Annotated in this window: 12 protein-coding genes and 1 riboswitch; all 12 genes read left to right on the top strand. The window is 61.1% G+C overall.

What is annotated here, in order from left to right; all coding sequences use genetic code 11:
• The first annotated feature begins 32 nt into the window (after nucleotides 1–32).
• The 12 genes from mnmG (at nucleotide 33) to icd (ending at nucleotide 14,975) form a co-directional block, all read left to right on the top strand.
• Nucleotides 33–1,910: a tRNA uridine-5-carboxymethylaminomethyl(34) synthesis enzyme MnmG gene (mnmG, locus tag N2315_07770; protein ID MCX7829082.1), complete on the top strand. Its 1,878-nt coding sequence runs from the start codon at nucleotides 33–35 to the stop codon at nucleotides 1,908–1,910.
• Nucleotides 1,907–2,371 carry a DUF721 domain-containing protein gene (locus N2315_07765; protein MCX7829081.1) on the top strand — a complete coding sequence of 155 codons (465 nt, stop codon included), beginning with the start codon at nucleotides 1,907–1,909 and terminating at the stop codon, nucleotides 2,369–2,371. The genes mnmG and N2315_07765 overlap by 4 nt, the downstream gene beginning before the upstream one ends.
• 104 nt (nucleotides 2,372–2,475) lie before the next feature.
• On the top strand, nucleotides 2,476–3,543 hold the full coding sequence (locus N2315_07760) for a nitronate monooxygenase family protein (protein ID MCX7829080.1): 1,068 nt from the start codon (nucleotides 2,476–2,478) through the stop codon (nucleotides 3,541–3,543).
• Nucleotides 3,544–3,762: 219 nt separating this feature from the next.
• Entirely contained in the window at nucleotides 3,763–4,155 is a 393-nt protein-coding gene (locus N2315_07755; protein MCX7829079.1) for a class II SORL domain-containing protein, read from the top strand.
• A gap of 453 nt (nucleotides 4,156–4,608) precedes the next feature.
• On the top strand, nucleotides 4,609–6,240 hold the full coding sequence (locus N2315_07750) for an ABC transporter substrate-binding protein (GenBank protein ID MCX7829078.1): 1,632 nt from the start codon (nucleotides 4,609–4,611) through the stop codon (nucleotides 6,238–6,240).
• 37 nt (nucleotides 6,241–6,277) lie between these two features.
• A complete protein-coding gene (locus N2315_07745; protein ID MCX7829077.1) occupies nucleotides 6,278–7,258 on the top strand; it encodes an ABC transporter permease in 981 nt (326 codons plus the stop codon).
• Between the two features lie 12 nt (nucleotides 7,259–7,270).
• Nucleotides 7,271–8,194 carry an ABC transporter permease gene (locus tag N2315_07740; protein ID MCX7829076.1) on the top strand — a complete coding sequence of 308 codons (924 nt, stop codon included), beginning with the start codon at nucleotides 7,271–7,273 and terminating at the stop codon, nucleotides 8,192–8,194.
• Between the two features lie 13 nt (nucleotides 8,195–8,207).
• Nucleotides 8,208–9,203, top strand: coding sequence for an ABC transporter ATP-binding protein (locus N2315_07735; GenBank protein ID MCX7829075.1), 996 nt, complete (start codon nucleotides 8,208–8,210; stop codon nucleotides 9,201–9,203).
• Nucleotides 9,196–10,164 carry an ATP-binding cassette domain-containing protein gene (locus N2315_07730; GenBank protein MCX7829074.1) on the top strand — a complete coding sequence of 323 codons (969 nt, stop codon included), beginning with the start codon at nucleotides 9,196–9,198 and terminating at the stop codon, nucleotides 10,162–10,164. Before N2315_07735 ends, N2315_07730 begins: the two co-directional genes overlap by 8 nt.
• Nucleotides 10,165–10,306: 142 nt before the next feature.
• On the top strand, nucleotides 10,307–11,020 hold the full coding sequence (locus N2315_07725; GenBank protein MCX7829073.1) for a hypothetical protein: 714 nt from the start codon (nucleotides 10,307–10,309) through the stop codon (nucleotides 11,018–11,020).
• A 167-nt stretch (nucleotides 11,021–11,187) separates the two neighbouring features.
• Nucleotides 11,188–11,358, top strand: a riboswitch (cobalamin riboswitch).
• Nucleotides 11,359–11,537: 179 nt separating this feature from the next.
• On the top strand, nucleotides 11,538–13,472 hold the full coding sequence (locus N2315_07720) for an aconitate hydratase (GenBank protein ID MCX7829072.1): 1,935 nt from the start codon (nucleotides 11,538–11,540) through the stop codon (nucleotides 13,470–13,472).
• Nucleotides 13,473–13,721: 249 nt separating this feature from the next.
• Nucleotides 13,722–14,975: an isocitrate dehydrogenase (NADP(+)) gene (gene icd / locus N2315_07715; protein ID MCX7829071.1), complete on the top strand. Its 1,254-nt coding sequence runs from the start codon at nucleotides 13,722–13,724 to the stop codon at nucleotides 14,973–14,975.
• The last annotated feature ends 41 nt before the right edge of the window (nucleotides 14,976–15,016 follow it).

Below are 15,016 nucleotides of genomic sequence, written 5' to 3'. Positions count from 1 at the left end.
CCTTGGGGCAGGACTTGACTTAGGGTGATGAGATGAACGCTGGGTTTGAGGATTGGTATCCCGTTGTGGTCTTAGGGGGCGGGCACGGGGGCTGCGAGGCCGCCCTGGCCTCCGCCAGGATGGGGGTCCCTACGCTGCTTTTGAACATGAACCTGGAGAACACCGCCTTGATGGCCTGCAACCCCTCCATAGGGGGTCCTGCTAAGGGACACCTCACCAGGGAGGTGGACGCCATGGGGGGCTTCCAGGCCCTGGCGGCGGACCTGTCGGCTCTGCAGATCCGCTGGCTCAACACATCCAAGGGGCCCGCGGTGAGGACCTTGAGGGTTCAGTGCGACATGTGGGACTTCCACAGGGCCTACAGGGAAAGGGTTGAGTCCCAGGAGAACCTGCACGTCCTTCAGGCGGAGGGGGTGGACATATGGGTTGAGGACGGGGCGGTGAGGGGCGTTAAGACCTCCTTGGGCAGCGTCATAGGCTGCAGGTCCCTGGTGCTGGCACTGGGCACCTATACGGGGGCTGCGGTTTACGTGGGGCTCAACCGGTTCGAAGCGGGGCCCATGGGAAACCTGGGGTCCTACGGGATAGTCCAGTCGTTGAGAGGCCTGGGCCTTCGGATAGGCAGGCTCAAAACCGGCACTCCCCCCAGGATCCACAAGGACACGGTTGATTGGAACTCCATCCCAATGCAGGAGGGGGACGGAAGCCCCTTGGCCATGAGCATCTTCTCAAGGCCCAGGGTGCTGGAGGGCTTCCGGTGCGGATGCACCAGGACCAGCCTTGAGACCCACAGGATAATAGAGGCCTCCCTGGACCGAAGTCCCCTTTACACGGGGATGATCCAGGGGAAGGGGCCCAGGTACTGTCCATCCATAGAGGACAAGGTGGTCCGCTTCCCCCAGCGGGAGTCCCACCCGGTGTTCCTGGAGCCGGTGGGCAGGGCTTCCAACGAGATATACGTCCAGAACATGTCCACCTCCCTGCCCTACGACGTGCAGGTGCGCATGATAAGGACCCTTCCGGGATGTGAGAGGGCCCGGATACTTAAGCCCGGTTACGCCATAGAGTACTTCTTCGTGGACCCAACCCAGCTGGAGCCCTGGCTTGAGGTGAAGTCCGTCAAGGGGCTCTTCCTTGCGGGGCAGATAAACGGCACCTCCGGTTACGAGGAGGCGGCGGCCCAGGGTCTTTTGGCGGGGGCCAACGCAGGGCTCTTTGCCATGGATTCCCGGGAGAGGCTGGTGCTTGGCCGCCACGAGGCTTACGCGGGGGTGCTTGTGGACGACCTGGTGACCAAGGGCACCGCCGAGCCCTACAGGATGCTTACCAGCCGCTGCGAGCACCGGTTGAGGCTAAGGCACGACAACCCGGACGTGAGGCTATCCGAGAGGGCCAGGTCATTGGGGCTCCTTGGGGACCTGGAGTGGCGGGTGGTGCTCTCCCGCATGGCGGAGAGGGACAGGATAAGGGAGGCCCTCAAGGGGACCACGGTGCACCCCACCGACCGGGTGAGGAGCTTTCTTGCCTCCATCGGGTCATCCCCCATAGAGGAGCCAGTGAAGGCCGTGGAGTTGGCTAAAAGGCCGGAGGTTCAGTGGGAGCACCTGGTGGAGATAACCGGCATCACCGGGGATCAGGAGGCGGGGTACCACGTGGTGGTGGAGGAGAAGTACCGGGGCTACGTGGAGCGGGAGGATCGGCACGTGGAGCGGCTCAAGGGGATGGAGGGCCTCTTAATACCGGAGCACCTGGATTACGACCGGGTGGATGGGCTTCTGTCCGAGAGCCGGGAGAAGCTCAAGGCCGTGCGCCCAAGGACCCTGGGCCAGGCTGGCCGCATATCGGGTGTGACGCCGGCGGACCTGCAGGTGCTTTGGATGCACATACTTCAAGGGGGTCGGGGTCGGTGAAGTCCTTCCGGGAGCTGCTGGACTTATGCGGCGGCGAGGTGAAGCTGGGGCTCATGCTGGACCGGCTTAAGACCGACTGGCCTTGCCTGGTTAAGCCCGTTTTGGCAAGGCGCACCAGGCCGGTGGCCTATGAGGAAGGGGTTCTTGTGGTGTCATGTTCCAGCTCTTCGGTGGTCACCGCCTTGAAGATGGATAAGCGGGGCATACTCACCGCCCTTCAGAGGCTTGGATACCCCATAAGGGACATAAGGGCCGTGGGCGGAGGAAGCTTTCAGGAGCGTCCTATAGAGGTCAAGCCCATGGTGAGGAAGCGCAAGCCGGTTAAGAGGTCCGAGCCGGATCCCGAGGAGGTTAGGAGGGCGGAGGAGAGGCTTAGGCGGCACGTGTTGGACCCGGAGGTTTTAAGGGCCATGGCGCGGCTCATGGCCTTGTGGTCAAAATCCGGTGGCCGGGGTGCTTAAGTTTTTCGGAATATTATATAATGGTCTGGTATCCCCTGGCGGGGGCTTACCGCAGAGGGGTTTTCGATGGAGTAGAAAATAAACAGCGAAGGGGTCATGAGGATTTGAGTTCTTTTCCCGAACTTAGGATAGGCAAGCACAGGCCCAGGTATCCGCTGATCCAGGGCGGAATGGGAGTGATGATATCGGGGCCTAAGCTGGCCGGGGCGGTGGCGGCGTGCGGCGGCGTTGGCACCATAGCCAGCGTGGGGATAGCCTGTGAGTCCCCTTATTTTGACGGCCGGAACTACTTCGAGGCCAACCAGCAGGCGTTGAAGGACGCCTTGAAGCAGGCCCGGGAGAAGGCCCCGGAGGGGGTTTTAGCGGTTAACTGCATGTGCGCGCTTACGGACTACGACACCCAGGTGAGATCCGCCTGCGAGGGGGGGGCGGACGTGATAATATCCGGCGCCGGCCTTCCGCTCAAGCTTCCGGAGCTCACCACGGACTTTCCCGACGTGGCGCTGGTTCCCATCGTGAGCTCTCTCAAGGCGGCGGACCTCATAGTCCGCCGGTGGGAGAAGCAGTACAAGCGCCTTCCCGACGGAGTGGTGGTGGAGACCCCCCTGCACGCGGGGGGGCATCTTGGGGCCACCAAGATGGAGCACGTGACGGACCCGGACTTCTCGCTGGAGACCGTGGTGCCCCAGATAGTAAGGTACTTCGAGGAAGAGGTAAAAGCCCACGTGCCGGTCATAGCCGCGGGGGGCATCTTCGACCGCTCCGACGTGGAGAGGGCCTTCTCCCTCGGGGCCAAGGGGGTCCAGATGGGCACTAGGTTCGTCTGCACCGAGGAGTGCGACGCGTCGGATCGTTTCAAGCAGGCCTACCTGGACGCCAATGAGGAGGACGTGGTGGTGATAATGAGCCCCGTGGGGATCCCCGGCAGGGCATTGAGGAACCCCTTCGTGGAGCAGTACCTGTCCGGTTCCGTGGAGAGCAAGCCATGCATCGCCCGGTGCCTGTCCCACTGCACTTACATAAAGACCCGTCAGACCTTCTGCATCGCCCAGGCCCTGGTGGACGCCTACCGGGGCAACTGGGAGACGGGGCTCTTCTTCTGCGGGGACAACGTGACCAGGTGCTCCAGGATCGAAAAGGTGGAGGACATATTCCGGGAGATGTTCCAGTAACGGCGAGGAACGACCGCCTAAGACCCAAGGGGCGGTCGTTTTTTTGTTAAGCTAAGGAGGTCTTCCATCGCCGCCGCCAGGGGGCGAACCGAGCGAGGTCCCATGGGGCGGGCCTTTGAAGCGGATTTTAAGCTTCCGGTGTTGACAGTCCAAGGCCTTTGATGTTCAATGAGTGGGCGGGGTTAAACTAAATTGGTTTTAGAAGGAGGGGGACCGCAGATGAGGGTGTCCGATCTGGTTCAGAGTGGCGATTGGAAGGGTGAGAAGCACGTTCCGGTCATAGAGGCTCCGTCTTCGGTGAAGGCCGGGGAGGCCTTCGAGGTCATAGTTTCCGTCGGCAAGGAGATACCGCACCCCAACACCACGGAGCATCACATCCGTTGGATCCAGCTCTTCTACAAGCCCGAGGGGGGCAAGTTCGCCTACGAGGTTGGAAAGGTCACCTTCGAGGTCCACGGGGAGTCCACCGACGGGGCCAACCAGGGTCCCGCCTACACCGAGCCCTTCGGAGTCTTCAAGCTGAAGGCATCCAAGAACGGAACCTTGGTGGCGTTGTCCTACTGCAACATCCACGGCCTTTGGGAGAGCAGCGCGGAGGTAAAGGTGGAGTAGCCCCTTAGGCCTTCGTCTTGAAGGGCCCTAAGGTCATGACGGGTCTTCTGCAGATACGGTCAATAAAGCCATAAAAACAAAAAAGTTGACAGAACAAGGGGGCGGGCCCAAAGGTCCGCCCCCCTCTTTTCATCCGTTCCCACTTGCCCGCCCTTACTTGGCCCTGCTGGGCTGCTTCCGTGGGTTTTAGCTCTTCTTCCAGCTCCCTTACAGGACCGGTCCTTCGGCGTGGAATGGCTTCCTGCAAGAGGTCCCTTGGAGCTTCAATTTTATTGTATATGATTTTAAGACTTTTCCATCTTGGACATATGGAGTATAGACTTTTAATTTTCTTCGTTCTATATTGAAAACCATTGAAAGGCTTGGAAAGGAGGGGTTTTTAGGTAGTTAAGCGTTTAAGCATGCGTTTTTGTGTTGTTGTGGGCCATAGCGTTTGGAGAGGAGGAAGTTTTCGTGCGAAAGGTTTCCCTTCTTGTGCTCTTAGCGGCGTTGTGTCTTTCGTCGGTTCCAGCCTTCGGCGCCGAGAAGCCCGTGTACGGCGGCACCTTGGTCTATCGTGAGTCCGCGGATCCTCCCAAGATCGACCCCGCCTTTGCCACCGACACCACCTCCGACCGGGCTCTTAACCTGATCTTCGAGACATTGGTGGTAAACGACCCGGACGGGAAGAAGATACTGCCGGGCCTTGCGGAGTCCTGGAGCATAAACAAGGACGCCACGGTGTTCACCTTCAAGCTCCGCAAGGGTGTCAAGTTCCACAAGGTGAGCGAGGGCAAACCCACGCTTAACAAGGGGCGTGAGGTCAAGGCGGAGGACGTGAAGTACTCCTTCGAGCGGTTGGTGCGCCTTAAGAGCCCCAGGGCCTACTTCGTGGAGCAGATAAAGGGCTACAAGGCCTTCAGCGAGGGCAAGGCCAAGGAGTGGGAGGGGATAAAGGTGATAGACCCCTACACGGTGCAGTTCACCCTGGACTATCCCTTCGCCCCGTTCCTGTCGGTGCTGGCGTACTCGGCGTTCAGCGTAGTGCCCAAGGAGGACGCGGAGAAGTGGGGGAAGGACTTCAACTTCCACCCGGTGGGCACGGGCCCCTTCGTTCTTAAGGAGTGGAAGCACGACCAGAATTTCGTGGTGGAGCGGAATAAGGACTACTGGGGCAAGGACGCCCAGGGCAACCGGCTTCCTTATCTGGATCGGATCGAGTTCCGGGTGGTGCCCGACGACTCGGTGGCATGGCTTGAGTTCCAGAAGGGCAACATAGACATCCTTCCCGACGTGCCCGACGAGTACTACAAGGAGTGCCTTGCCAAGTACGCGCCCAAGAAGCTCTTCCAGCAGCGTCCCTGGGTGGGCACCTACTACATCGGCATGAACATGTCGAAGCCCCCCTTCAAGGACAATCAGAAGCTTCGCCAGGCCCTCAACTACGCCATAGACCGGGACGCCATAAACAAGCTGGTCATAAACGGCCGTTACCTGGTGAACAAGGGGGTCCTGCCTCCCGGCATGCCGGGCTACAACCCGAACCTGAAGGGCTACAAGTACGATCCCGCGAAGGCCAAGAAGCTTTTAGCCGAGGCTGGGTACCCCAACGGGCTAGAGGTGGAGCTGCAGTTCAACAACAACCAGCGGCACAAGTCGGTGTGCGAGGCGGTGCAGGCGCAGCTCTCCCAGATAGGGGTCAACGTGAAGCTCAAGGAGCTTGACTGGGGCGTGCACCTTGACACCTGCGACCGGGGCGAGACCCAGATGTTCCGGATGGGCTGGGTTGTGGACTACATGGACCCGGACAACTTCCTCTTTGTTAACCTGCACTCCTCCAACTTCGGTTCCAAAGGGAACTACGCTTTCTACAAGAACCCCAAGGTGGACAAGCTTCTGGAGGAGGCGCGCAGCAACCCCAACTGGGACCAGCGGATGAAGCTCTACCGCCAGGCGGAGCAGATGATAGTGGACGATGCGCCTTGGATCTTCCTCTTCGCCTACACCACCAGCCTGGTTCATCAGGATGACGTCAAGAACGTGAAACTCCCTGCCATGGGGGACTACAAGACCGACCTTGCCACGGTATGGAAGGTGAAGAAGTAGGGAAGCAGCTGTCTTAACCGGTCCCCGGGGGCTTTGGATGAAACGGCTCCCGGGGCTGGATCTCACCACGGTATCCTTAGGAGGTGCGGCTTTGTTCCAGTACGTGCTGAGGAAGCTGTTGGTATCCATTCCGGTGGTGTGGGGAGTGGTTACCGTCATATTCATACTGATGGCGGTGGTGCCCGGCGATCCCGCCAGGATAATGATGGGCCAGCGGGGGGACCCGGAGACGCTGGCCCGCATAAGGGCGGACCTTGGGTTGGACAAGCCCTTGGCGGTCCAGTACATGGACTTCATGGGCAAGCTTGTGAGGGGGGACCTGGGCAAGTCCTACAGGACCAACGAGTCGGTGACCGAGGCCATCTCCGCCCGCTTCGGGGCCACCATGAGGCTGGCGCTGTGGGCCATAGTGGTGGCCACCCTGGTGGGGGTGGCGGCGGGCATAATGTCCGCGGTTAAGCAGTACTCCCTCTTCGACTACTCCGCCATGTTCCTGGCCATAGCGGGCGTCAGCGCCCCGGTGTTCTGGTTCGGGCTTCTGCTTTTGTTGGTGTTCGCTTATTGGCTCCACCTGGTTCCAGGGGTGGGATACGGTGACGGGTCCTTCCGGTACCTGGTCCTTCCGATGCTGGCGCTGGGCTTGAGGCCCGCGGCCATAATAGCCCGTCTTACCAGGTCCTGCATGCTGGAGGTCCTGAGCATGGACTACATAAGGACCGCCAGGGCCAAGGGCCTTTCGGAGTGGACGGTGATAACCAAGCACGCCCTTAAGAACGCAATGATCCCGGTGGTAACCATAGTGGGGGCGGAGATGTCGGGGCTTCTGTCCGGGGCGGTGCTCACCGAGACGGTGTTCGCCTGGCCCGGCATAGGACGCCTGGCGGTGGAAGCCCTGGTGGCCCGGGACTTTCCCATGATAAGGGGCACCGTCATCGTGATAGCCCTCATATTCCTGGTGGCCAACCTCATAGTGGACCTCTCCTACGGGCTCTTTGACCCCAGGATCCGCTACGACTAGGGGGTGTGGTTAGTGAGCGTAAGCGACAACGTTCAGGTCAACGTGTGCAACCCCATCCAGGAGGAGCCCAAGCCCAGGAGCCTCTGGAAGGACGCTTGGATGCGGTTCAAGCGCAACAAGCTGGCCATGGCGGGCCTTGTGATGACGGTCACCATAATACTGGCGGCGGTGTTCGCCCCCGCCATAGCTCCATACGACCCGGTGAAACAGCTCATATGGACCGAGGGGATGAACGTGCGGCTTGCCCCTCCTTCCGCCCAGCACATAATGGGAACGGACCTCTACGGCAGGGACATCTTCAGCCGCATCCTCTACGGGGCCAGGATATCCCTTCAGATCGGCATATTCGCAACCCTGGTGTCCCTGGTGGTGGGCATACCCCTTGGGGCCCTGGCGGGCTACGCCGGCGGATGGGTGGACGACGTGATCTCCTGGTTCATGAACGTGATCTACGCCTTTCCGTTCCTGCTCTTCGTCATGGCGGTGGTGGCGGTCTTCAAGGACCCGGGGCTTACCACGGTCTACGTGGCCATAGGGCTCATAAACTGGGTGTCCATAGCCAGGGTCTTGAGGGCCCAGTTCATGCAGTTAAGGGAGATGGAGTTCGTGGAGGCCGCCAAGGCCCTTGGGCTTCCCACCTGGAAGATCCTCTTCGGCCACATCCTCCCCTCCGCCCTGGCGCCGGTGATAGTCCAGGCCACCATGGGCATGGGAGGCATAATCATGATAGAGGCGGGGCTTGCGTTCCTGGGCTTCGGCGCCCAGCCCCCCACCCCATCCTGGGGGCTCATGATATCCGAGGGACAGCGGTACCTGGCGGTGGGCAAGTGGTGGTGGTCCATATTCCCGGGCCTTGCCATCATGTACACCGTCCTTGCCTTCAACTTCCTTGGGGACGGCCTCAGGGACGCCCTGGACGTTCGGATGAAGCGATAGGAGGTGCTTTTGGATGCTCCTTTCCATAGAGTCCCTTAGGACCTCCTTCCACACGGACCACGGGGTTGTGAAGGCGGTGGACGGGGTCAGTTTCTCCATAAAGCCCGGCGAGACGTTGTGCGTGGTGGGAGAGTCGGGATGCGGAAAGTCGGTTACCGCCCTTTCGGTGATGGGGCTTCTGCAGAAGCCCTCGGGCCGGGTGGACGGGGGGCGGATAGTCTTCGAGGGAACCAACCTGCTTGAGCTGCCGGAGCAGGAGATGAGGAAGGTGCGGGGGAACTCCATATCCATGATATTCCAGGAGCCCATGACCAGCCTCAACCCGGTGTTCACCGTGGGCGACCAGATAAGGGAGCCCCTCATGCTCCACCAGGGGCTAAACAGGCAGCAGGCGGACGAGCGGGCCCTGGAGATGCTGGTGAAGGTGGGGATTTCGGAGCCCAAGAAACGGCTTGAGTCCTATCCGCACCAGATGTCCGGCGGCATGAGGCAGAGGGTCATGATAGCCATGGCCCTGGCGTGCAACCCGAAGCTTCTGATCGCCGACGAGCCCACCACCGCCCTGGACGTCACGGTCCAGGCCCAGATACTGGACCTCATGAGGAACCTTAAGAAGGACTTCGGGTCCGCCATAATGATGATAACCCACGACCTTGGGGTGGTGGCGGAGATGGCGGACCGGGTGGTGGTCATGTACGGCGGCCAGGTGGTGGAGGAGGCCCTGGTTAGGGAGGCCTTCAAGGACCCCCTGCTCCCGTACACCAAGGGGCTTCTGGAGTCCATACCGAGGCTCGACGAGGACCGGGAGAAGCTGCCGGTGATACCCGGTTCCGTGCCGGATCCGAGGTACTTCCCCAAGGGCTGCCGGTTCTCCAACCGCTGCCGCCACTGCTCCGGGCGATGCGTGAACGAGAACCCGCCCCTGTACCTTTTGGAGGACGGAAGGAAGACCAGGTGTTTCCTCTACGACGGGGACAAGAGGGTCAAGGGGGTTGAGAAGCATGACTGAGCCCATATTGGAGGTGCAGGGCCTTTACAAGCACTTCCCCATAAGGAAGGGGCTGTTCCGCTCCGTGGTGGGGCACGTTAAGGCGGTGGACGGGGTTTCCCTCAGGATCCCCAGGGGCAAGACCTTAGGTCTGGTTGGGGAGTCCGGCTCCGGCAAGACCACCACCGGCAGGGCGCTTTTGCACCTTATAGAGCCCACCGGGGGGACCGTGAGGTTCCAGGGGGTTGACGTGTCGCAGAAGCTAAAGGAGGACCCCCGGTGGGTGAGGAGGTCCATGCAGATAATCTTCCAGGACCCCTACGGCAGCTTGAACCCCCGGCGGACCGTGATGGACATAGTGGGGGAGGCGCCCCTTTACCACCGCATAGTGGAGCCGTCGGAGCTTCAGGACTACGTGGGGCAGGTGCTGGAGATGAGCGGCCTTAAGCGCACCGACGCCATGCGGTACCCCCACGAGTTCTCCGGAGGCCAGCGCCAGAGGATAGGGATAGCCAGGGCCCTGGCGGTGAAGCCCAGCTTTATGGTGTGCGACGAGCCGGTGTCCGCCTTGGACGTGTCCATAAGGAGCCAGATACTGAACCTTCTGAAGGACCTTAGGGACCAGCTGGGGCTTACGTACCTCTTCATTTCCCACGATATGTCGGTGGTTCGCCACATATCGGACCACGTGGCGGTCATGTACCTGGGCAAGCTGGTGGAGTCCGCGCCGAAGGTGGATTTCTTCCGGGAACCGCTGCACCCCTACTCAAAGGCGCTGCTGTCCGCCATACCGCTTCCGGACCCGGAGGCCAAGCGGGAGAGGATAATACTTGAGGGAGACGTGCCATCTCCTGTGAACCCCCCGTCGGGATGCCGCTTCCATCCAAGGTGCCCCTACGTGATGGAGAGGTGCGCTTCCGAGGAGCCTCCCCTGGCGGACGTGGGAGGTAGGGAGGTGGCCTGCTGGCTTCACTGCCGGTAAGCTCAAAGGGGGACTCTCTGGGGGGCGGGAACCCGCCCCCCGTCTTTTTGGATGCCCTCGGGGGACGGGTCTTTTCTTTTGAGGTTTCTCGGTCTAATATTCAATAATTGAACTATAAAATCACCGGAGGGGGGTATGAGAGATGAGAAGGGTTTTGCTGGTTATCTCCGCGTCGGTCTTGATGTCGTTCCTTGCCGCCGGCTTGGCCTTTGGGTCCATGAACAAGAGGGAACAGGGCGTAAGGCTTGGCATGGACTTAAGGGCCAGGATAATGTCCGAATCGTACCATTCCAGGAGCGACCTTGCCCTTTGGCGCAAGCTTCTGAACGACCCCTCCTCAAGCCCAAAGGAGCGCATAGGGGCGGGCCTTGCCCTGGCGGACCGTCTCTTTCCGGAGGGGGATTTGTCCAGGTGGGAGGATATAAGGGGTTTCCTTGGGGATTCCGGGGTTCCCAAGTCCCTTGCGGCGGCGGACGCGGTGCTTTTTACGTCGTACCTGGCGGTGGAGGCGCTGCCTTCGGGGGAGGGCATGTGGCTTGCGTACGTGTTGATGGAGCCCTTCTTCCGGTCCGACTCGGCCAGGATGGCCTTTGGCAGGACCTGTCCCGCTCCCGTGGCGGAGATGATGAAGAAGATGGCCCAAGCGGGGGTTGCGCCGCCGGAGGGTTGGCCGGAGCCCTTTGATGTGGTTGGGTTCCTGCCCCTTGGGGCCCCGGTTTCCGGGTCCGTCTCACCGGATCAGGTGGCCCTGTACGGCATGTGGAGGATGGACCGGGAGGGAAGGATAAGGTTGGACGCCAAGGACCTGGCCTGGGACCGGGAGGAAGGGGCGGTCTACAGGATATCCGGCGAATAATAGGATCTAGTTATTTGAAAAGTTCGAAATAGACAGGATGTAGTTGACAAAATATCTCGTAAGGTGCTTGAATACCCCCAAGCCTCGCCGCTTGGGGGTTTTTAAAATTTTAAAATCCCAGTGAAATCCATTGCGCGGCGGGAGTGGTTGTGGGATTTTAAAGTTGTAAAATCTAAACTTCCTCGGGTGAACGGGAAGCCGGTGAAAGTCCGGCGCGGACCCGCCACTGTGAGCCTGACCTTGCGCGCGTTATCCACTGGGAGGACCTTGCCTCCTGGGAAGGGGCGCGCAGGGGATGAAGGTCAGCCAGGAGACCGGCCCGGGGAAGCGGCGGGAGATGTCTGCGGAGATCGGACTTTTGCCCGGGCGCGTCCGTTGGGGCGTGGGGCCTTGTCTTCATTTGCACGGCCCTTCGGTCCGTCCCATGCGGCATTGCACGGTTGGAAGGGGTCTTCGCGTCATGGCGAAGACCCCTTTATTTTAAGGCCCCGTGGGCCTTGGAAGGAGCTGGTGCAACGTGGGACTTACGCTAGCCGAGAAGCTGCTTAACAGTCACCTGGTGGACGGAAGCCCTGTAAGAGGCTCCAGGGTGGGGATAAGGATAGACCAGACCCTGACCCAGGACGCCACCGGCACCATGGCGTGCCTCGAGTTCGAGGCCGTAGGGGTTCCCAGGGTGAGGACGGAGCTGTCCGTGAGCTACGTGGACCACAACATGATCCAGGAGGACTTCAAGAACCCCGACGACCACCGGTACCTCATGGACGTGGCCCGGAAGTACGGCATCATATTCTCTCCCCCCGGCAACGGCATATGCCACCAGCTCCACGTGGAGCACTTCGCCGCCCCCGGCAAGACCCTGCTTGGCAGCGATTCCCACACCCCCACGTCGGGAGGGGTGGGCATGCTGGCCATAGGGGCCGGGGGCATGGACGTGGCCCTTGCCATGGCGGGGGAGCCCTTTTATCTGACCTATCCCGCCGTGGTAAAGGTTCACCTCACTGGGCGGCTTTCGCCATTCGTGTCCGCCAAGGACGTGATACTGGAGGTGCTGCGCCGCATAGGGGTCAAGGGAGGGGTGGGCAAGGTCCTGGAGTACTGCGGGGAAGGGGTCAAGGGCCTTTCGGTGCCCGACAGGGCCACCATAGCCAACATGGGGGCCGAGACCGGGGCCACGTCTTCGGTGTTTCCCAGCGACTCGGTCACCAGGGATTGGCTCAGGTCCCAGGGCAGGGAAGATCAGTTCGTGCCCTTGGAGGCGGACCCGGACGGGGTCTATGAGCAGGTGATAGAGATAGACCTGTCAACGGTGGAGCCCCTGGTGGCGCTGCCCCATCAGCCGGACAACGTGGTACCCGTGAGGGAGGCGGCGGGGATGGAGATCCACCAGGTGATGTTCGGTTCCTGCACCAACTCGTCCCTTCGGGACCTGGAGGCGGTGGCCCACGTTCTCAAGGGGCGTGTGGTTCACCCGGAGGTGGACTGCGGCGTGTCCCCCGGGAGCCGCCAGGTTCTCCACCACATATCCAGGTCCTCCGCCTTGGAGGCCATCCTGTCCGCTGGGGTGAGGATCCTTGAGGTGAGCTGCGGGGCCTGCATAGGAATGGGCTTCGCCCCACCTAGCGACGGGGTTTCTTTGAGGACCATAAACCGGAACTTCCTTGGCAGGTGCGGGCACAAGACCGGCAGGGTATGCCTTGTGAGCCCCGAGACCGCCGCGGCCTCCGCGGTGGAGGGCCGTCTTACGGACCCCAGGGATTTCGCCGCCAGGCACTCCTTGCCCCCCTTCGTCTTCAGCCAACCCTCTTCCTTTCACGTGGACCGCCGCCGGTTCGTGATGCCCTCCGAGGACCCCGATTCTGTGGTCATCCGCAGGGGCCCCAACATAGCCCCCCTTCCCGCCATGGAGCCCATGGGGGAGCTGTTGTCGGGGCCGGTGCTCCTCAAGGTGGGGGATGACATAACCACGGACCACATAATGCCCGCCGGCGCCAAGGTGCTGCCGTTGAGGAGCAACGTGCCCGCCATTTCAAAGCACGTGTTCCAGGTGGTGGACCCCACCTTCCCGGACAGGGCCCTCGAGGCCGGTGGAGGGTTCGTGGTTGGAGGCCTCAACTACGGTCAGGGCTCCAGCAGGGAGCACGCCGCCCTGGCCCCCCGGTACCTGGGGGTGAAGGCGGTGCTGGCCAAGAGCTTCGCCAGGATTCACCTGGCGAACCTGGTGAACTTCGGCATACTGCCAATCGCCTTTGAGGACCCGTCGGACTACGAGCGGATAGATCAGACGGACCGGCTAGAGATACAAAGCCGCAGCGTCGCTCCCGGGCGGGTTTTCGAGGTGCTTAACCTGACCAAGGGGGCGTCCATCCCATGCGTTACCCCCGTTAGCGCCGAGGACCTCAAGGTCATACGGGCCGGCGGGAGGCTCAACCACGTGAAGTTGAAGGCATAGAACCCAAGGTTCCCCGGGGGCGGCACTTCCGGAAGACTGTAAACCCCTGCCCAGATTTAACAGTTCCGGATGAAGCCAAGCTCTTTGGTCTTAGGGCCTCACAGCGCGCCTCCGCATCCGACCCCCGGGGCTTTTTTGCGTACACGATGCATCTCAACTAGCTTCATGGAACCCCGGTTGCTGGCCGCTTCGGGGGTCTTTGAAGGGGAAGGAAGTTCGTGAATGCCAGGTTAGAAGGAGGGTGAAGAGATGAGGTTCGAGGGGCTTGAGCTTGAGAGGTATCAGGAGCCCAAGGAGGGAAGCAGGATACTGTTCAAGGATGGTAGGAGGGAAGTACCGGACGACCCGGTGATCCCCTACGTGGAGGGTGACGGCATAGGGGTTGACATAACTCCCGCCATGAAGAGGGTGCTGGACCTAGCGGTTGAGAAGGCCTACGGGGGCAAGAGGCGCCTTGTCTGGTGGGAGATATACGCAGGTCAGAAGGCCATGGACCTGTTCGGCACCGCCATACCCAAGGACTCATTTACCGCCCTTCGGTACTTCCGGATAGGCATAAAGGGGCCCCTTACCACCCCGGTGGGGGGAGGTTTCAGGAGCCTCAACGTGGCGTTCCGGCAGGAGTTGGACCTCTTCGCCTGCGTGAGGCCCGTCAGATGGTTCGACGGGGTTCCGGCCCCGTTGAAAAATCCCCAGGACGTTGACATGGTGGTCTTCCGGGAGAACACCGAGGACCTTTACGTCGGCATAGAGTGGGAGATGGGCACCGATGAGGTAAGGAGGGTGATCGGCTTTCTCAAGGAGATGGGCAAGCCGGTGAGGGAGGACTCCGGCATAGGCATAAAGCCCATATCCAAGACCGGCACCGAGAGGCTTGTACGGATGGCCATAAGGTACGCCATAGAGAACAAGAAGAGCTCCGTCACCCTGGTGCACAAGGGCAACATAATGAAGTTCACCGAGGGGGCCTTCATGAAGTGGGGCTACGAGCTGGCGAAGAGGGAGTTCGTGGATCAAACGGTCACGGAGCAGGAGGTGGTGGAGCTGCACGGAGGCGTGGCGCCCCAGGGCAAGGTGGTTATAAAGGACCGCATAGCGGACGCCATGTTCCAGCAGATCCTGCTTCGTCCTTCCGAGTACCAGGTGCTCGCCATGCCGAACCTGAACGGGGACTACATGTCCGACGCGCTGGCCGCTTCGGTGGGAGGCTTGGGGCTGGCGCCTGGGGCCAACATGAACGACCAGGTGGCGTTCTTCGAGGCCACCCACGGCACCGCTCCCAAGTACGCCGGTAAGGACAAGGTGAACCCGGGATCCCTTATACTCTCCGGCGTCCTGATGCTGGAGCATCTGGGATGGCGCGAGGCGGCGGAGATGGTGGTTAAGGGCATGGAGGGGGCCATAAGGGAAGGGATAGTGACCTACGACCTGGCAAGACAGAGGCAGGGGGCCCGGGAGGTATCCTGTTCCGCCTTCGCTGAGGCGGTGTGCGAAAGGATGTAGAGGGGAGTCAGCTTTATGCGCCGGCGGGGATGCCACATCCC

The sequence above is a fragment of the Thermanaerothrix sp. genome (assembly GCA_026417795.1).
Lineage (GTDB): Bacteria > Synergistota > Synergistia > Synergistales > Synergistaceae > Thermanaerovibrio.
The sequence above is the reverse complement of the archived record's forward strand: the minus strand, read 5'-3'. Positions and strand labels throughout refer to the sequence as shown.